Annotated in this window: 18 protein-coding genes; 4 read left to right on the top strand and 14 right to left on the bottom strand. The window is 59.0% G+C overall.

What is annotated here, in order from left to right:
* Nucleotides 1–77: 77 nt before the first annotated feature.
* On the bottom strand, nucleotides 78–659 hold the full coding sequence (locus BUB60_RS06390; protein WP_073076833.1) for a C40 family peptidase: 582 nt from the start codon (nucleotides 657–659) through the stop codon (nucleotides 78–80).
* A gap of 157 nt (nucleotides 660–816) precedes the next feature.
* Here BUB60_RS06390 and BUB60_RS06385 point away from each other — a divergent pair, with 157 nt between their 5' ends.
* From BUB60_RS06385 to BUB60_RS06375, 3 genes are all read left to right on the top strand, one after another.
* Complete coding sequence (locus tag BUB60_RS06385; protein ID WP_073076829.1) at nucleotides 817–2,046, top strand: class I SAM-dependent rRNA methyltransferase; 1,230 nt, start codon at nucleotides 817–819, stop codon at nucleotides 2,044–2,046.
* Between the two features lie 173 nt (nucleotides 2,047–2,219).
* The gene (locus BUB60_RS06380; protein ID WP_073076827.1) at nucleotides 2,220–2,822 is read left to right on the top strand and encodes an FMN-dependent NADH-azoreductase; all 603 of its coding nucleotides are present in this window, start codon (nucleotides 2,220–2,222) and stop codon (nucleotides 2,820–2,822) included.
* A gap of 71 nt (nucleotides 2,823–2,893) precedes the next feature.
* Nucleotides 2,894–4,327: a nicotinate phosphoribosyltransferase gene (locus BUB60_RS06375; protein WP_073076825.1), complete on the top strand. Its 1,434-nt coding sequence runs from the start codon at nucleotides 2,894–2,896 to the stop codon at nucleotides 4,325–4,327.
* Between the two features lie 39 nt (nucleotides 4,328–4,366).
* On the opposite strand, the gene BUB60_RS06370 is transcribed toward BUB60_RS06375, so the two are convergent.
* The 5 genes from BUB60_RS06370 to BUB60_RS06350 form a co-directional block, all read right to left on the bottom strand.
* The gene (locus tag BUB60_RS06370; RefSeq protein WP_073076824.1) at nucleotides 4,367–4,702 is read right to left on the bottom strand and encodes a branched-chain amino acid transporter permease; all 336 of its coding nucleotides are present in this window, start codon (nucleotides 4,700–4,702) and stop codon (nucleotides 4,367–4,369) included.
* Nucleotides 4,693–5,397 (bottom strand): AzlC family ABC transporter permease, encoded by a 705-nt coding sequence (locus tag BUB60_RS06365; RefSeq protein ID WP_073076823.1) that lies wholly within the window; start codon nucleotides 5,395–5,397, stop codon nucleotides 4,693–4,695. The genes BUB60_RS06370 and BUB60_RS06365 overlap by 10 nt, the downstream gene beginning before the upstream one ends.
* A gap of 13 nt (nucleotides 5,398–5,410) precedes the next feature.
* The gene (locus tag BUB60_RS06360; RefSeq protein WP_073076822.1) at nucleotides 5,411–5,881 is read right to left on the bottom strand and encodes an Lrp/AsnC family transcriptional regulator; all 471 of its coding nucleotides are present in this window, start codon (nucleotides 5,879–5,881) and stop codon (nucleotides 5,411–5,413) included.
* 211 nt (nucleotides 5,882–6,092) lie between these two features.
* A complete protein-coding gene (locus BUB60_RS06355; protein ID WP_073076821.1) occupies nucleotides 6,093–7,010 on the bottom strand; it encodes a pseudouridine-5'-phosphate glycosidase in 918 nt (305 codons plus the stop codon).
* The gene (locus BUB60_RS06350; RefSeq protein WP_073076820.1) at nucleotides 7,004–8,098 is read right to left on the bottom strand and encodes a PfkB family carbohydrate kinase; all 1,095 of its coding nucleotides are present in this window, start codon (nucleotides 8,096–8,098) and stop codon (nucleotides 7,004–7,006) included. The genes BUB60_RS06355 and BUB60_RS06350 overlap by 7 nt, the downstream gene beginning before the upstream one ends.
* 335 nt (nucleotides 8,099–8,433) lie before the next feature.
* On the opposite strand from BUB60_RS06350, the gene BUB60_RS06345 reads away from it, so the two are divergent.
* Nucleotides 8,434–8,730 (top strand): late competence development ComFB family protein, encoded by a 297-nt coding sequence (locus BUB60_RS06345; RefSeq protein ID WP_073076819.1) that lies wholly within the window; start codon nucleotides 8,434–8,436, stop codon nucleotides 8,728–8,730.
* A 54-nt stretch (nucleotides 8,731–8,784) separates the two neighbouring features.
* Here BUB60_RS06345 and BUB60_RS06340 read toward each other — a convergent pair whose 3' ends face one another.
* The 8 genes from BUB60_RS06340 to BUB60_RS06305 form a co-directional block, all read right to left on the bottom strand.
* Nucleotides 8,785–10,371: an FAD-dependent oxidoreductase gene (locus tag BUB60_RS06340; RefSeq protein WP_073076818.1), complete on the bottom strand. Its 1,587-nt coding sequence runs from the start codon at nucleotides 10,369–10,371 to the stop codon at nucleotides 8,785–8,787.
* 9 nt (nucleotides 10,372–10,380) lie between these two features.
* The gene (locus BUB60_RS06335) at nucleotides 10,381–11,268 is read right to left on the bottom strand and encodes a hypothetical protein (protein WP_073076817.1); all 888 of its coding nucleotides are present in this window, start codon (nucleotides 11,266–11,268) and stop codon (nucleotides 10,381–10,383) included.
* Between the two features lie 53 nt (nucleotides 11,269–11,321).
* The gene (locus BUB60_RS06330; RefSeq protein ID WP_073076816.1) at nucleotides 11,322–12,350 is read right to left on the bottom strand and encodes a uroporphyrinogen decarboxylase family protein; all 1,029 of its coding nucleotides are present in this window, start codon (nucleotides 12,348–12,350) and stop codon (nucleotides 11,322–11,324) included.
* A 181-nt stretch (nucleotides 12,351–12,531) separates the two neighbouring features.
* Nucleotides 12,532–13,476 carry a LysR family transcriptional regulator gene (locus tag BUB60_RS06325; protein WP_073076815.1) on the bottom strand — a complete coding sequence of 315 codons (945 nt, stop codon included), beginning with the start codon at nucleotides 13,474–13,476 and terminating at the stop codon, nucleotides 12,532–12,534.
* Nucleotides 13,477–13,618: 142 nt separating this feature from the next.
* On the bottom strand, nucleotides 13,619–14,587 hold the full coding sequence (locus BUB60_RS06320; protein ID WP_073076814.1) for a uroporphyrinogen decarboxylase family protein: 969 nt from the start codon (nucleotides 14,585–14,587) through the stop codon (nucleotides 13,619–13,621).
* On the bottom strand, nucleotides 14,584–15,687 hold the full coding sequence (locus BUB60_RS06315) for a uroporphyrinogen decarboxylase/cobalamine-independent methonine synthase family protein (RefSeq protein WP_073076813.1): 1,104 nt from the start codon (nucleotides 15,685–15,687) through the stop codon (nucleotides 14,584–14,586). The genes BUB60_RS06320 and BUB60_RS06315 overlap by 4 nt, the downstream gene beginning before the upstream one ends.
* 37 nt (nucleotides 15,688–15,724) lie before the next feature.
* Complete coding sequence (locus BUB60_RS06310) at nucleotides 15,725–16,939, bottom strand: MFS transporter (RefSeq protein ID WP_073076812.1); 1,215 nt, start codon at nucleotides 16,937–16,939, stop codon at nucleotides 15,725–15,727.
* The gene (locus tag BUB60_RS06305; RefSeq protein WP_073076811.1) at nucleotides 16,940–18,169 is read right to left on the bottom strand and encodes an MFS transporter; all 1,230 of its coding nucleotides are present in this window, start codon (nucleotides 18,167–18,169) and stop codon (nucleotides 16,940–16,942) included.
* Between the last annotated feature and the right edge of the window lie 35 nt (nucleotides 18,170–18,204).

Here is an 18,204-nt window from a genome sequence, read left to right as displayed (position 1 = left end):
TCCTCCCGCTGTCATTTGTTGTTTGGTATTCATGATAGCACGCTTTTTTTCGGGCGGCAACGGCGCGGCGAAAAAAGCTATTTTAATACCCGGACGGCCGCTCTGTACATCTCTACGTAATATTCCTCGCTTAAATTGCTCAGCGTCACCACCTCGCCGGTGGCGGGCGAGTGCATAAAATAACCGCTCCCGATATAGAGCCCCGTATGCGTCAGGGTCTCGCCGCCGTCGGAAAAGAAAATGATATCCCCGAATTTCAGATCCTCCTTTTGCACCGCGGACCCGACCCTGGATTGCTGCGACACAACGCGCGGGAGCTTGATCCCCGCCGCGCCGTAGACATACTGCACAAGCCCCGAGCAGTCGAAGGCGTCCGGCCCCGCCGCGCCGTACACATATGGCTTGCCCAGTTGCCGGGTCATGATATCCGCCAGGGACTCCAGCGTCTCTTCGTCGGCGCCCTTTGCCACCGCCTTTTTGCATTCGGCGGCAATGATCTGGGACTCGCTCATGATCTTTTCGGTCTTTTTGTAGGTGCTGCTGACGACCAGTATCAGCGCCAGTAAAGCCAGGAAAAACAGCAGCGCGTCCTTTTTGCGGCCGGCGCGCCTTCTCCGGCGCCGTCTTCTCCGTACGGATGGATAAACAGTATCGTACATAAACCAGTCCCCGAAATTGATATTTGTACAATAATATTGAGAGCGCGGCCAAATATGTCTGCCCGGCTTCAGGCGGGAGAACCGCGGCTGTTTATTTTTTGCGCCGAACGGTGTATGATGCCGGTACAAGAATGAACGGATAAGGAATTAACGGCTTATGAAACAGCAGCGGGAATATCCCAAAATCACCATTTCACGAAAAGCGCAGGCGGCGCTGGAGGGCGGACACCCCTGGGTCTACGGCGCGGAGGTGCGGAATACCGAGGGGGATATCGGCAACGGCGGACTGGTGGACGTGCTCAGCGACAAAAACAGATTTTTGGGGACGGGTCTTTACAGCGAGAAATCAAAAATCCGGGTCCGGCTCATCTCCCGGAACGCCAACGACAAATTTGACGCCGCGTTTTTCGAGCGCCGGCTCCGCTACGCCTGGGACTACCGCAAAACCGTCATGGGACCGGACCTCGAGGCCTGCCGCGTGATTTTCGGGGAGGCCGACCAATTTCCGGGGCTGACCGTGGACCGTTACGGCGACCTTTTGGTGACGCAGACGCTCTCCGTGGGGATCGAGCGGCTCAAGCCCCTGCTGTTTCCGCTCATCTATAAAATCCTGACCGGGGACGGGCAGAACGTCCGCGGCATTTTTGAGCGGAACGACGCGGCCATCCGCGAGCTGGAGGGCCTTGCGCAGAATAAGGGCTGGTTTGAGCTGGACAGCGTCCCCACGCCGGCTTCGCCCCTGACCGTCATCCGCGAAAACGGCGTCGACTACGAGGTGGACGTGGAAAACGGGCAGAAAACGGGCTTTTTCCTGGACCAGAAGTATAACCGCCGGGCGGTGGCCCGGCTGGCCGGGGGCAAGCATGTCCTCGACTGCTTTACGCATACGGGCTCGTTTGCGCTGAACGCCGCCCGGGGCGGCGCCGCGTCCGTCCGCGCCGTGGATGTCTCGGAGAGCGCCGTCGAGATGGCCCGGAGAAACGCCGCGCGGAACGGATTGGACGGCGTTATGGAATGCACGGCGGCCGACGTGTTCGACCTTTTGACCGCCCTTGAGCAAACAGGGGAGAAGCCCTACGATTTCATCATCCTCGACCCGCCGGCTTTTACGAAATCGCGCAAAACGATCGACAGCGCGCTGCGGGGATACAAGGAGATCAATTATAAAGCCATGAAGCTCCTCCCCAGAGGCGGCTATCTTGCCACCTGCTCCTGCTCGCATTTCGTCGGCGATGAGCTCTTCCGGCGGATGCTCCGCTCTGCCGCCGCCGACGCCGCCGTCGAGCTCCGGCAGATCGAGGCCCGCCAGCAGTCCCCCGACCACCCCATTTTATGGAACGTCCCGGAAACGGATTATCTGAAGTTCTATATTTTTCAGGTGGTATGAAGCTGCGGCAAGGGGGGAGCGCAGTAAATTTGTACACCAAGCCCGCACCGCCGCACACAAGCGGGTGGGCGATTAATAATCGACCCAACATACAGCCGTAAAGTCGCCTTTGAGTGTTTTTTTGGCGGAGATGCAAAGAATAGAGTTGAAAAATAAAATTCAGGAGGTACAATTTGAGTCAGTTGCTTTATATCTTTGCCAATCCCAAGCCCCGGGGAGAGTCCAGGACGCTCAGGATATCGGACGGCTTTGTGGGGGCGTACCGGGACAGCCATCCCCAGGATACCGTGATCGAGCTGGACCTCTATAAAGAGAACATCGGTTTTCTCACCCAGGAATCGCTCCTCATGCACAACGTGGAGCCGGGCACGGGGCGGGACCACCCGCAGCTGAAGTACGCGTATCAGTTTTTGGAATCCGATAAAATCGTGATCGCCGCCCCGTTCTGGAACCTGAGCTTTCCGGCGATCCTCAAGGCGTATCTCGATTACGTGACGGTCAGCGGCATCACGTTCAAGTACACGTCCCAGGGCCCGGTGGGGCAGTGCCAGGGCAAAAAGGCCGTGCACATCGTCACCCGGGGCGGCGCGTACGGGCAGGAGCCGCTTAAGTCTCTCGAGCTGGGCGACCGGTATCTGAAAACACTCTTTCAGTTTTTGGGCTTCCAGGAGTTTACGACCATCGCCGCGGAAAACATGGACCGCTCCTCGACGGACGTGGAGGCCGCCGTCCAAAGCGCCATAGCCGACGCCCAGCAGAAGGCGAAAGATTTTTAGACGATAATAGGGGTTACGCATCGTAACCCCTATCGTTTCAATATGTCAATATGATTAAAGGACAGATACTTATGAAAGACAAAAACCTCGCCCTGCTGTGCGATTATTACGAGCTGACCATGTCCAACGGCTATTTTTTGAGCGGGTACGGCGATAAGACGACATATTTCGATATGTTCTTCCGGAGCATTCCTGACGGCGGCGGGTTTGCCGTGGCGGCGGGGCTGGAGCAGCTGGCCGAGTATATCGAGGACCTACATTTTACGGAGGAGAACATCGCGTTCCTGCGCTCTAAAAAGCTGTTCAGCGAGGAATTTCTGGCGTATCTGAAATCCTTTCGCTTTACCGGCGACATTTACGCCATCCCGGAGGGGACGCCCGTTTTCCCGAATGAGCCGCTGGTGACCGTCCGGGCCCCGGCCATCGAAGCGCAGCTCATCGAAACCTACGTCCTTTTGGAGCTGAACCATCAGTCTCTGATCGCCACAAAGGCCAGCAGGATGGTCCGCGCCGCCATGGGGCGGCCGATCCTGGAATTCGGCTCCCGCCGGGCCCACGGCGCCGACGCGGCCATTCTGGGCGCCCGGGCGGCCTACATCGGCGGCTGCAGCGGCACGGCCTGCACCATAGCGGACCAAAATTACGGCGTGCCGGCCTCCGGCACCATGGCGCACTCCTGGGTGCAGATGTTTGACAGCGAATACGACGCCTTTAAAACCTACTGCGCGCTTTACCCCGGCAACGCCACGCTGCTGGTCGACACCTACAACACGCTGAAAAGCGGCGTCCCCAATGCCATCCGGGCGTTTCGGGAGGTGCTTGTCCCCCGGGGGGTCACCGGGTTCAATATCCGCATCGATTCCGGCGATATCGCCTATCTGTCCAAAAAGGCGCGGGCCATGCTGGACGAGGCCGGGTTCAAGGACTGTAAAATCGTGGCCACCGGGTCACTGGACGAATATCTTATCCGGGACCTTTTGCTGCAGGGCGCCGCCGTGGATATTTTCGGCGTCGGCGAGCGGCTCATCACGTCGAAAAGCGACCCCGTGTTCGACGGGGTGTATAAGCTGGCCGCCGTCGAGGAGCGGGGCGCCGTCGTGCCGAAAATCAAGATCAGCGACAATACGGCCAAGATCACCAATCCGCACTTTAAAAAGGTCTACCGGCTGTTTGACAAAAGCGGCAAGGCCTTTGCCGACCAGCTCTGCGTTTACGACGAGGTGATCGACGGCACCGGCCCCATCACGCTGTTTGACCCGGACGCGCCCTGGAAGAAGAAGGTGATCACCGATTTTACGGCCCGGGAGCTGCTCGTGCCGGTTTTCAAGGGCGGGGTAAAGGTCTATGAAAGTCCGGCCATCGGCGATATCAGGGATTACTGCGCGCGGCAGACGGGCCTTTTGTGGGACGAGGTCAAGCGCTTTGACAATCCCCATACCTATTATGTCGACCTGTCAACAAAGCTCTGGACCGTCAAGCAGCAGCTGCTGGAAGCCCATAAGTGAATATCTCGGCCACCGGGCGATCTGCAGATCGCCCGGTGTTCATTTGAATACCGTTTGCACAAGAACCATGTAGATCATCGTCCCGCCGCCGATGCTGAGGAGGACGTTCTTTTTCCAGAGATGCAAAAGCGCGATGCCGGCAATGGCGGCAGCCTCCGGAATGCCGTAGGGGTAGGCGGTAAAGCGGACGCCCTTCAGGCAGTAGACCACAAGGAGCCCCATGGCGGCGTAGGGCAGCACTTTGCCCAGATAATCTACGTAGGCGCTTTTGCGCCGGCCGCCGGAGAACAGGATAAAGGGCAGAAACCGCGTGATCACGGTGCCGAGCACGACGGCGCCGATGGTGAGCAGCGTTTGTACGGGCGTCAGCGGCATTGGGGCACCTCCGGGGTCAGCTTTTTCCGCAGCGCGCTGAGCACCGCGACGATCGCCAGCATCGCCGGGATGATAAAGCGCTCCGGGCCGAAGAGCAAAAGACAGGCGGCGGCGCAGACAACGCCGAGAACGGCGGGCGCGTGATTTTTCTGCGTCTGCCACTGGCCCAGGAAGATGACGACGAAAAGCGCCGTCAGCACAAAGTCCAGCCCTTTGATATTAAAGGAGATAAAGGCGCCCAGCACGCCGCCGAGTACGGACCCCAGGACCCAGTAAAAATGATCCAGCAGCGTGACGAAAAACATGAACAGGTGCCTGTTTACGCCCTCTGGCGGTTCGGCCGAGCAGACGATGGAAAAGGTCTCGTCACAAAGGCCGAAGATCAGGTAGAGCTTGTATTTGCCGGCGTTTTTGTATGTATCCAGCATCGAGACGCCGTAAAACAGATGGCGGGCGTTGACGACGAGCGTCAGCAGCAGGGCGCTTAAGGGGTTGAAGACGGAGGTGAGCGCCGTCACCGCTGCGTACTGCGCCGAGCCGGCAAAAACCACGAGGCTCATTAAAAACGTCCAGCCCACGCCATACCCCTTGCTGCTCATTAAAATGCCGTAGGCGATGCCCAGAAAAGTAAACCCGGTGAGCACGGGTATCGTTGTCGGAAAGGCCGCCTGGAGCGCTGATTTTTTCTCTTTCAAATGTTCTGCCTCGCTATGCGTCAATCGGTACGTTGACGGTTCTTTTTTCAATGCCCATGACCATGCTGGTCTCGACGCTGCTGATCGTCGTATTTTGCATTAAGGAGTCGATGATAAAGTTTTTGTAGCTCTCTATATCCTTGGCCACGATTTTCAGCAGATAGTCGTGGCTGCCCGTCAGCGTATAGCACTCCTGCACCTGGGGATATTTTTGAACCTCTGACAGAAACGAACGGAGAGTGTCCCTGTTCAGCGGCGACAGGTTGACCAGGACAAAAGCGAGGACCTCGAGTCCCGCCTTTTTCTCGTCGACGATCGCGGCAAATTTCTGGATGACGCCGGTTTCCACCAGGTTTTTTGTCCTGGACAGACAGGCCGACGGAGAAAGGCCGATTTTCTTTGACAGGTCCAGGTTGGAGATGGAACCGTCCTCCTGCAATTCTTTCAAGATCGCTCTGTCGGTACGATCAAGAACCACACTCATGATATAACCTCCCTTGCGGATGAGATCGATATTTAATTCTGATTATCAGGAATAGTATCACATAAAGTTTTGGGTGTAAACAATAATGAAGAATAAAATTTTGATATAAATATAACGCTTATGTATTGAATATAAATTCAATGCATAGCGTAAAAACCCCCCCGAGTCCGGGTGTCCCGGAAATCGGGGGTTTTCCTGGCCGTTGGCCGGGTTATTTCAGGCTTGCCAGCGCCACTGAAAGCTCCGCGGCCAGGCGGGCGTTGTTGTAGACAAGCTGAATGTTGGAATCCAGGCTGTCGCCGCCGGTGAGCTCCTTGACCTTGGCCAGGAGATAGGGCGTCGTCTCCTTGCCCTTGACGCCGGCCTTTTCGGCGGCCGCCACGGCGTCGTCGATGGCTTTTGTGATGGTGCCGTAATCCATCTCGAACTCGGGCGGGATGGGGTTTGTGACAAGCATGCCGCCGGTAAGCCCCAGATCCCATTTCGTTTTCAGGGCTTCGGCCAGCGCCCGGACGGAATCGACGCGGTAATCCACCTTAAAGCCGCTTTTCCTGGTGTAGAACGCCGGCATTTCCTCCGTCCCAAAACCGACCACCGGCACGCCGAAGGTCTCCAGGTACTCCAGCGTCAGCCCGATGTCCAGGATCGACTTGGCCCCGGCGCAGACCACGGCCACGTTCGTGTGGGCAAGCTCCTGCAGGTCCGCGGAGATATCCATGGTCTCAGTCGCGCCGCGGTGCACGCCGCCGACACCGCCTGTGGCGAACACCCTGATCCCGGCCAGCGCGGCGATGATCATGGTGGAGGCCACCGTCGTGGCGCCGTCCAGCTTTTGGGAGACGATAAACGGGATATCGCGCCGTGAGGTCTTTAAAACCCCCGGGGTTTTCCCCAGGTGCTCGATCTCATCCCGGGTCAGCCCGGCCTTGAGCCGCCCATTCAGGATGGCGATCGTCGCCGGCACGGCACCGGCGGCACGGACGATATTTTCCACGTTCAGCGCCGTCTCCACATTTTGCGGATAGGGCATGCCGTGGGAGATGATGGTCGACTCCAGCGCGACGACGGCCTTGCCGTCCGCCAGGGCCGCACGGACCTCCGGCCCGATATCAAGATATTTTTCTAACATAATCCGAGCTCCTTTGCTTTATTGAACAGATTGTCCGCAGACATTGTGGGATTGATCGTGTTTTCGTGGGCCAGGGCGATGGCCGCGGCGGCGCTCCCCAGGCGCGCGCTCTGAAACGCGTCCATATCCCGCAGGTAGCCGAGCGCCAGTGCCGCCATGAAAGCGTCGCCCGCGCCGGTGGCGTTGACGATGGCCACGTCGGGCGCCTTGATGTGCTCGTGCCCGTCCGGCGTGCTGCAGAAAACTCCGTCCCGGCCGAGGCTGATGAAGACCTGCGCCACGCCCTTTTCGTGGAAAACGTCCGCCGCCCTTTGCAGATCGCCGTCGTTTTGGATGGCGACGCCGCTGAGAATCTCGGCCTCCAGTCTGTTGGGCTTGATCGTGTGGAAGCGGCCGATTAAATCGGCGACCTTTTTTGACTTCCCCGTCGACACGGGGTCCAGGAAGAAGGGGGTGCTGCGGAACGTAGAGAGGACGTATTCCAGGACGTCGGCGGGAACATTCGTGTCGAGAATGCAGAGGGCGGCGTTTTCGATGACATGGCGCTTGCTTTTGATAAAATTCACCGTCATGCTGTCGTAGATGTCCATGCTGCTCACGGCCAGCGCCATATCCTTCCGGTCGTCCAGGATGCAGAGATAGACGGACGACATCGCGCCGTGGAGGACGAGCGTGTCCATCATATTGAGCCCGATGAGGCGCGACTCCTCCAGAATCTTCTGTCCGTAGGCGTCATCGCCCACGACGCTGATGAGCGACGTTTCAACGCCGAGCCGCTGCAGATTTTCCGCAATATTCCGCCCGACGCCGCCCAGCGATATCTTGACGTCGCCGATATTGGAGTCCCGCGGGATGAGCGTATCCCTGGGGCTGCCCTGAATATCCACGTTGGACCCGCCGATGACGCAGACGTACCGCTCCGACTTTAAAATGTAGCCCTTGCCCAGGATATACCCCTTTTTCATGAGGTTCGTGATGTGGACCGCCACGGAAGACCTGGTGATATGCAGTGCGTCCGCCAGCGCGTTCTGTGAGATCATGGGGTTTGTCTTGAGCAGGGTCAGAATCTCCTGTTCACGGTTTGTCACTGCCAGACTCCTTTACTTTTGCTTAGTTTATAATCATATGATTATTATACAATCAAAAATCAAGGCTGTCAACCTTGAGAACAACCGCACATTTAGCATTATAGATATGAATTTTCGTGTTTTTTGTCAAATCTGTCGTTGTAATACCAGTTAAAAACTGGTAAAATATTATATAGTGAATCTGCGGATTCATTATATACATGTATGCGCTTGGATTAAAGGCCTCGCGCTTGGAGAGCGCGAATGGCCATATATCATAGCTTTTTCAGGGCTGCGATATATATTACGGTTTTGTACTCCGCTTAGCGAGTTTACGCAAGAGTCAGGAGGCCTATATGAACGCCGTAGGGCTGACGCAATCCAGCGAAGAATTTGTCCTTGTCAATATCGTTGAAGAGATCGTCCGGGAAAAAGTGCGCGAAGCGGTCCGGGAGACGGGCGGCTGCCCGTGCAGAAAGTGCGAGCTCAACGCCTGCGCCTTGGCCTTGAACGCCTTGGCGCCCAAATATGTCACCACGGAAAGGGGCCGCCTGCTGGCCAGAGTGGGCCTGATGAACCCCGATTACCTGATGAAGGTCAGCATTGAGGTGGCAAAAGCCCTGAAGGTCGTGCGGGAGCGCCCGCTGCACTGACGTTAATAAATAATGCCGAAGCCTGCTGTCAGGCTCCGGCATTATTTTTACCGTTTATTCGTTGCCGGCGATGTATTTGCCGGTCAGATAGCCGAAGGTCAGGCAGCAGCCGTAATTGTGGCCCGCGATGCGGAAGCTGTAGCAGCCGGCGAACATGTCGCCGATCATCGTCCCCGCGGCGTACAGGCCCTTGATCGGCACGTCGTTTTCGTCGCAGATCTGCATGCGGTGATTCGTCCTCGGGCCGCCGAGGACGGAGAAAAAGCGGTATTGACTGATGAGTCCGCCATAGAACGGGGGATTTTTGATTTCCTGCAGGTACTTGGCCTTCTTGTGAAAATCCTCGTCGCGGCCCTGCCGGCAGAGCGCGTTGTACCGCTCGACGGCGGCGTCCGCCGTATCCGCCGGGAGCCCCAGCCTTCCGATGACCTCCGCCACGGTGTCGCCCTTGACTGCGCTGCCGTTCGCCACGTCGCGCTCCCACATTTTTATGACGTCCTGCGGCGGCGTCTTCGCGCCGCCTCTTATGCCGCCGTGGGCGTGCCAGTCGACGTCAAAGGCGTAGTTTGATCCCCAAATCGCGTAGGCCGTCTGCCCGGGCTCCCGCAGGACGGTCATGGCCGTATAGGCGGCGTTGCAGTCCTCGTTGCAGAAGCGCTCGCCGTTTCTGTTCAGGCGCAGCCCCCGGTGGGCGCCGTAGGGCATGTGGGCGCACAGGCGGCTGCCCTGAATGAGCGGGGCGTTGGGAAACGTCCGCTGCCAGGCGGCGCCGGCCCAGAGCGCCATCAGATGCCCGTCGCCCTGGTAGATGCCCTTTTCAACAAAGCCGGCGTCGTAATTGAGCTTGTTGTTCGTATAGTATTTGGCGTACGCCGGGCAGTATCTGGCCATCATCTCGCGGTTTGCGGAAAAGTCGCCGGTGGCCAGCACGACGGCCTTCTTGGCGGCAAACCTCACGTAGCTCCCGCCGCCATCCCGGGCGATAACGGCGGAGACGCGCCCCGCGCCGTCCTCCTCTCGGACGAGCTGTTTGGCGACGTTGCCGTAAAAGACGCGGCCGCCCCGGGCAATAAAGTTTTTCTCCAGCGTCTGGAGGGCCAGCGTGATGCCGGCCCCGGCAAAGGTGACGCCGCGCCCTGTAAAGGCGTGGGTCCCCACGGGCTGATCGGTGGGGCTGTATGGGTCGTCCTCGTTGCCGGCCTCCAGCACGACGGTCACGCCGTCCTTTTCCAGCATGTCGATCAGCCAGTTCATGGCCGCCTCGCTGTTGTTGTAAAAGCTGTACCATTTCCTCTGGTCGATGTTGTACGACGCGGCGGCGAACTCCTGAAGGTAAAAGTTCTCGGCCTCCTGGCGCGGGTAGCCCTGCGCCGCCATGACCTTGCTGTAGGCGGCGAATACCGAGCCGCCCCGTCCGACAGGCCGGCTGCTGGCCGTGACGATCACCGTGTCGAGGCCCGCCTCCAGCGCCGACAGCGCCGTGCAGAGCCCGGCCATCCCCTCGCCCACAACGACCACCTCTGCGCCGACGGTTTCGGCAATCAGCGCCGCGCCGACAGGCGCCGGCGGAAGCTCAAAGGCCCACTTGCGGGCGGCCATCTCGGCGTTCATGTAAAGCTCTTCATCGGATGAAACGTGCATCGCTCCGCCTCACTTGGCCACGGCGCCGGCCCCGCCGGTGAGCGCCCGGTCCAGAAAATGCTCCTTCCACCGCCCCGCGGGGCAGTAGGACAGGCACATGCCGCAGTGCCAGGACTCGTGGTGCTGCAGGCCCCGCTCCATGATCGGCTGCCTGGCGTTGGCCTCCGCGATGTCCCGGCCCACGGGGTCGTCCGTTGTCACATAATCCTCCGCGCCGCCGAACGCCCTTCTGAGGCCCTGGGTCGGCACCTGACAGCGGGGGAAGCTGACCTTTCCGTAGGTGCCCAGCCCGCAGGTGCGGAAATCCTCGGAGCCGTAGGCGCCGATGGCCTTTGTGGGGCAGACGTCCGTGCAGATGTGGCAGACCTCCGGGTTGCAGAGTCTGGGGCCGCCGTACAGGGGGTCGGGCGCAAGCCCGGCGGTGGTCAGAATGACGCCGAACCTGTTCCTGGGCCCGAACTCGGGGGTGAGGACGATGCTGAGCCAGCCGAATTCGCCGAGCCCCGCGGCCACGGCGGCGTGCCGGATGCTGATCTGGGCGCCGTTCGTCATTGGCCCCGTGGACAGGGGCGTTGCCGCCTCGCCCGTCTCCCGCTCGATGAACTGCGCCACGGCGTAACAGGCGTAGGTGAGCTCGAAGTTGGGCAGCATCGTGTAGCCGTATGTCCCATAGAGGCCCTTTAAATCCTGCCTGCCGTTTTCAAAGGTGCGGAAGTTGGCCTGGACGATGCCGTCCAGCAGCCGGACGCCGACGACCACGACGGATTTGCAGCCGGGGAGGATATCCGTTGGGTGGCGGCCCGGCGGCGATTCGTCAAAGCGGTCCACGCCCGCCACGCCGCACATGTCCATCCCGTACCTTTTGGCCGCGTCCTTTATCATGCCTGTGATGTCCATTTGTGCTCCTTTCTTATATTGAATTATAATTCAATATAAATAAAAATGCCGGATTACAGCCCGGCATAACGGGCTTTGCTGTATTCGTAAAACTCCTCTTCCATGGGGTAGAAGAGGTGCTCGAAGCCGCTCCCCACGCTCAGAGCGACGCCGGAGCCCGGGACGGCCTGGGCGCCGAGCCTGTCGACGATATCGCGGGCGTGCGCCCTGACCTGCGCCGCCGTCGTGTCGGGGTCGTAAACCAGCCGGGGATCGGGGCCGTATTCCACCGTGACCCGGTCGCCGTATTTTTCAAGGATGCCGGGGATGTCGTTGAGGCTCTGGATTTCCAGGCCGTCCACCCCGATCTCCTCCACCAGATAGGGAATGAAAACGTCGATCTTGCCGCAGCAGTGGGCGATAAACTTTGTCCCCCGGGCGTGGACCGCCGTCACGAACCGGACCGTCGGCTCCAGAATCGTCTTCTCAAAGAGCGCGGTGGAGAAAAACGGGGCCCGCATCGTGCCGTAGTCGTCGGCCGCCCAGATATAATCCAGCGCAAGGTGATCCCGGATGCGGTTGAAAAGCTCGATCTTGAAGTCGACGAGCCGCATCAAAAAAGCGTGGACGGCCTCGGGCTCGGTGATGAGGTCGACAAGCGCCTGCTCAAAGCCCTCCAGCATGTGCAGCCGTTCGAAGGGGCCGTTGCTCATCCGCATGAAAAGAGCCAGGGATTCGTCCCGGCTGAGGCGCGCGGCGTCGGCGGCCCAGTCGTATTGGCTGAGATCGTGCCATTTGATATTTTCCTCCCACTCGGTGATATCCTTGAGCACATTGCCCTGGGGCGTGTTCGAGCCCTGGGCCGCGGAATATTTGTACCTGACACCGAACCAGTCCTCGGCATCCCTGTCCCGCTCGATAGGGCTGTCCCGGGCGATGGCGGACTGAAAGGCCTGGGAGGAGCCGTAAAGGTTGGGCATCCAGACCGGCTTTTCATGGCGTAAGGCGCGCATCAGGTTTTCCCTGGGGGAGATCGGATATTCCCGCCGGGGGAGCGGCCACGGCTTCGGGATGGTGGGGATGTGAATTTCCTTATAAGCCATATCGTCATTCTCCTGTTCCGCACAGCTGCCGCGCCGAACGCGGCTTTCCTATGCTCATGGTAATACCGCGCGGGGAAAAATCAAAATCCGATTGCACGGATATATTTCCAAAATGGAAATAAATGCGGCAATAAAAAGGACCGCGCTGTTTTCAGGCGGTCTCAATAATGGCGGCAGGCTGTCAGCCGCCCCGGCTTTTGGCCAGAAAAGCCTGGACACTCTTTTTGAATTGCGCCAGCGCGGGGCTGCGGCCGGATTTCAGCGACAGGAAATACGAGGTCGAGCAGGCGTCCCAGTCCGATAAGCGGACGAATTTGACGCCCGGGTAACTGACGCTGCAGCGGAGGGACGGGATGGCGATCTTCATCTGCGTGGCCAGGTAATAGGCGCTGGTGTCTCGGGGGTCGAGATAGATGCTCTTCAGCGGGAAGCCGGCCTTTTCGCTGAGCGCGGCAAAGGGGGCCATGGTGCCGGCCTTGACCAGGATGTCCTTGTCCGAATGAAAAGCAAAGGCAAAGTCCCGGAAGGCCGGGAGTGGGGCGTCGTCCAGAGCGGCCAGCGGGTCATTTTCGGAGATGCCCAGATACATGACGTCCACGCGGACGAGGGGGAATGCGTCGACCCTGGCGTCCTCCACGACGCTGCTGAGCGTCTCGGCGTTATGCGAGCCGTGCTGCACCAGCGTGAAAATGCCGTCCTGCCCGCCGGAATACAGCGCGTGCAGCTGGGATTCAAAGTCGAGCTTTGTCTGTTCGATACGGACCTCCGGGTGCGCCAGAATAAAGTCCGCCATGATTTCATCCATACCCGGCGAGTACGTCTGGACGCCGGTGCCGATCCGCAAAAGGCCGTCCCGCGCGCCCAGAAGCCCGGCCGCGTCGCTGTGAAGCGCCCTGAAGCTCTCGAGCATCCGGACAAAATGGGGCATCAGCGCCTCACCCTCCGTCGTCAGGGCGACGGAGGAAGCCCGGCTGCCCCGGGCAAATAAAACGACGCCCAGCTCCTTCTCCACACGCAGGACGTATTTTGAGATGACGGAAGGCGTGTAATTGAGCGCGTCGGCGGCCTCGTAAAAGCTGCGGCTTTTGGATACCGTCACAAGCGCCTCGATTTCCTTCATGTTCATGGCTCCAGCACCTCTTGTTCCTGTCACCACCATATCACAAAGCGCGCGGCATTGGAATCCGTTCGTGTTAAAATATACGGACGCCGCAGCCGAAAGAAGGGCTGCGGCGTCCGTTTCGGGAGAACTGCGGAGGGAGAGGGGATCAGCGCCTGTAAATTTCCTGGCCGTACGTGTGCAGCTCGTCTGACACCCAGGCCAGCTTTTGCCTGGCGTCCGCGCTTTGCCCGCAGATGCCGCCGTCCCAGAAAATGAGCGCGCCGTCCCTGCCATAGGTGTCGATGGCCGTCCTGACCGACTGCCTGACGGCGTGCTCCGGCGCGCCCGGCACGGCGCCCGGCCCCCGGCGGTCCCAGCCGCCGGTCAGCACCAGCCTGCCGCCGTATTTTTTCTTGTCGCCGACAAGAGCGTCGTTGGGCATCGGCAGCTGGCAGATGTCCACGCCCAGGTCGAGAAATTCACCGATCAGGTACCCGCAGTTGCCGCAGCAATGGAACTCGACGAGCGCGCCCTGCGCCTTGCAGGCGTCGATAATTTTGCGGAGATACGGCTTGTAAAGACCGGCAAAGACCTCCCTGGCCAGAAACGGGCCGCTGGCCGCCGCGAAATCGTCGCCCGTGACGATGATATCCGGCTTGAAATACCGGCCGATATACCGCGCCGTCTCAACCAGAAAATCGGTGATCGCGGAAACGAAGGCCTCCAGCTCCTCCCGGTCGGTATAGATTGCGCACAGCGCGTCGACCCAGCCGAGCATATTGACGGGGATCAGGAAGATGCCGTAGGTGTTTAATAGGGCCATGTTCACCTTGTCCGGTGCGTGGGCCTGTCTGGCCCGCGCCACCATGCCCTCCCAATCGAGCGTTGAAAGGTCGGGGAATTTTGCAAAATCCCGCCACCGGCCGATATCCTCCATGGCGCGCCAGTCCTCCCGGGGCATTTTGCCGAATTCGTTTTCCACCCATTTGACGTTCATGAAATCGGCGCCCGTGTCCGGGTCGAGCGCGCTCCAGAAGTCCGGCATGAACGTGTTGCTGTCCTCTGTGAACGACGGTACCCAGTATGGCCTTTCGCCCCGGGCGGCAAGCAAATAGTTTTCTCTGGCGCCCGTCATGAGCGGCTACCGTAATGAATCCTGGACTGCTTATAGAGCTCCTCGCGGAACGCGGGTGTCAGGAACCCGGCGATGCTGGCGTACATGCTCCACGAGGAGGGCTTATCCGGCCTGCAGAACTGTTCGGCGTAGCGGTGCGCCGCGTCACGCTGTTCTTCCTCCGTCGCGGTCTCCGGGTCGAAGGGGTCGGGCAGCACGGCGATGATGATCTTGTCTCCGTAGAGCTCGTAGATTTTGTGGGTATCGTTCATCAGCTGCGGCGTCCAGGAGTCCCAGCCGGCCGCGATCATGTTGGGGACCTGCTTTAAAAGCTGGCCGCAGCTGTGCAGGTCGCAGAACCTGCCCTTGGAATGGATATGATCCGTCACACGGCGCATGTACGGGACGATCATTTCCGCCGCGGTGGCCGGGGAGAAGAACGTCTCCTTCTGGCTGCCCCAGTCGTCGTGAATGCAGAAGCCGTCGATCCTCGGGAAGTATGTCAGGTATTTGTCGATGATGCGGATGTAGAGGTCCGAGAGCCTGTCGAACAGAGCCTTGACGGCGCCCTTCTGGTCCTCGTCGATCATGGCCACGACGGCGCCTTCAAAGTCCATAAAGGAAATGAGCCGTTCATACCAGCCGTTCATCATCATGCAGTAGTTGTACATGTCGGTATTCAGATACGCGTCGTTGGCTCTGGCGCTGCCCTCCCAGTCCCAGCTGTCGATATCGGGCCAGACCAGCTTGTTATACCATTCGTTGGCGTCCTCCAGAAACGGCTTGCCGGGGCGGACCATCGAGCCGCCGACCTGCGGCACATACTCCCACTCGATGCCGAACATGTCTTTTCCGCCCGTCGTGTTGCTGACGCCGGGGACCGTTGTGCCGTCAAAGACAAATGCCCGCGCCACGTTGTCGGGATTGACGCCCGGCGTAAAGGTGAGCTGCTCCGTCCCCAGGCCGACGATCTGCCAGACGGGTCTTTTTTCGTACATGGCGATATAGGCCTCGCGGGGCGTGACGGGAAAATCGTAAACCGGCACGCCGGGCCCGCCGAAGAAATCCGGCGATAAGCGGACGACCTTCAGCTCAGCTGAATTGAATTTCGGTATTGTCATAAATATATCCTACCTTTGATCGTTTATTATGCCGGGATTATTTCGCCGGGGCCTGCTCGCTCAGCCCGATCCTGGATTTCTTGTTGAACGCGGCTTCACGGATAACTTCAATGACAAACATAACAGCGTACGCAATCGCGGCGACCGTCAGGCCGCTGGTCCCGTCGATCCTGCCGGCAAACGCGTTGACGATAACCGGAGACAGGGTGATGCCGAGGCTGACCATGACCATCGAGATGCCGATGGCCAGCGTGCTGGCCTCGGGGTCAACGGATTCCGTGATGTAGTAGACGGTGCCGGGCATCTGGATTCCGGCGCCGATGCCGTAGAGGATACCGCCGACGACGATGAGGGACAGGTTCGGCGCGCCGGCCAGGACGAAGTACGCAATGGCCGAGATGATCATGCAGGAGGCCAGCGTGAACTTTTTGAACAGCCGGAGAATGATGCCGAAGCCGATACCGATGACGATCGTCAGCAGGGAGTTCCAGGCCGTCGCCAAGCCGATGGCGGAGGCGTCGCCGAGCCCCTTGGAGGTGATGGACAGGCCGATATTCGTATAGAAAGCGAAGTTGAACGTGCCGAGGAAGAAGAGCAGGATGTTCGTATAGATCATGCTGGGGGTGAATACGCGCCTGATGCCCCGCAGCCCGACGCCCTTCCCGACGAGCTTGACGTCCTTATGGCCTCTGGGCAGCAGGAAAACGACCAGAACGGCGATCGGGATGACGATCAGGTAGACGAAATAGGCGTTGTACCAGACGCTCGCGGCGAGGAAGCCGGTGAGTACGGTCAGCCCCGCGATGCCGACGCTGGACGCCGCCTGCTTCAGGCCCATGGCCCAGCCGCGGGTATTGCCGTCAAAGTGCTCGGCGAGGATGGCCGTGGCGATGGAGATCAAAAAGCCCTGGCCCACGCCGATGAAGGCGCTGCTGGCGATCAGCGCCCCGATGCTCTTGTGCGCCAGGAGCGGCAGCAGGCCGCCGATGAGCTCGCAGACGAGTGAAAAGAGGACGAGATTCTTTTTCGTTATGTAGGAGGCCAGAAGACCCACAATGATCGAAACGGGGATGGTCATGGCCGACGGCACCGTCAAAATCATCTGAACGAGCGTGGGCGAAGCGTCAGGGAAGACCTTGACGATATCGGCCAGCACGGACGAAAAGGCCATAAAAGCGGATTGAAAGATCGCAAACAGCATCACCGGGATCATGATCTTCCAGTTCATTTTATTTCTTGAGACTTCAGACATTTAGCTGCTCATTCCTTTCATTTCTTTATTATTGCTGACACCGATTGCCGAGTTTTTGTTGAAAACCGCCTCGCGGACTGCTTCAACGACCAGCAGAATAATATAGATCGCGCCCGCGACAAAAAGGCCGGAGGTCCCGTCGACTTTTCCGAAACACTGCGCGATGGCATTGATGATAATCGGAGACATTGAGACCCCGAGGCTGACCAGCGCCATGGAAATGGAGATCGCCAGCGAGCAGGCCGTCTTGGATACGGATTCTATGATGTAATACAGGGCGGCCGGCATCTGTATCCCCGCGCCGATCCCGAAAACGAGCCCGCCGATGGAAACGGCCGTGAGATTTTGCGCAAAGGCAAGGATAAAATAGCTGACGCCGATGATCAGCATCGCCAGCGCCATCGTATATTTCCTGAACGCCCTCAGGATATAGCCGAGCACAAGCCCGATCAGGATGGTGGTTATATTGTTGAACGCTGTGGCAACGCCGATGGCGGAGGCGTCGCCGAGGCCCTTCGAGGTCATCGACATGGCGATATTCGTATAAAAGGCGAATTCGAGCATGCCGAGCAGAAAGAACAGGATGCACATATAGATCAGCGACGGCGTAAATACGCTGCGGAAGCCGCTGGCGCCGACGCCTTTCCCCACGAGCTTGACGTCAAGCTTTCCTTTCGGCAGAAAGATGGCCGTGAGCACGATGATGGGAAGGACAAGAAAATAGACGTAATAGGCCTTATACCATGCAAGCACGCAGAGATACCCGGTCAGAATGGTCAGCGCGGCCTGCCCGACGCCGCTGGCGGCCTGCTTGAGGCCCATTGTCGTGCCTCGGGCCACGCCGTCAAAATGCTCCGCCAGGATGGCCGAAGCGATCGTGATGAGGAACCCCTGGCCGATGCCGATCAGCACGCTGCTCACGATCAGGGCGTAAACGCTGCTGTGGATAGCAAGGGGAAGCACGCCGCCCAGGAACATGCTGGAAAGCGCGAACAGGACCAGATTTTTCTTCGTCACGTACGAAGCGAGAATCCCCACCAGCAGGGAAACGGGTATCGTCACCAGAGACGGGATCGTCAGGATGCTCTGAATCAGGGTCGGCGATTGATCGGGGAAAACCTTGGCGATATCGGCCAGCACCGTTGAGAAAGACTGAAAGGCCGCCTGAAAAATGCCGATCAGCATGACCGGGATCATAATCCTCCATGTAATCCCTCTGAATATGCTCAAAATAACCTCCTCCTCAAATTTAAATCCATTCCCTT

The organism is Sporobacter termitidis DSM 10068 (assembly GCF_900130065.1).
Lineage (GTDB): Bacteria > Bacillota > Clostridia > Oscillospirales > Oscillospiraceae > Sporobacter > Sporobacter termitidis.
This window is presented reverse-complemented; position numbering and strand designations above follow the sequence as displayed.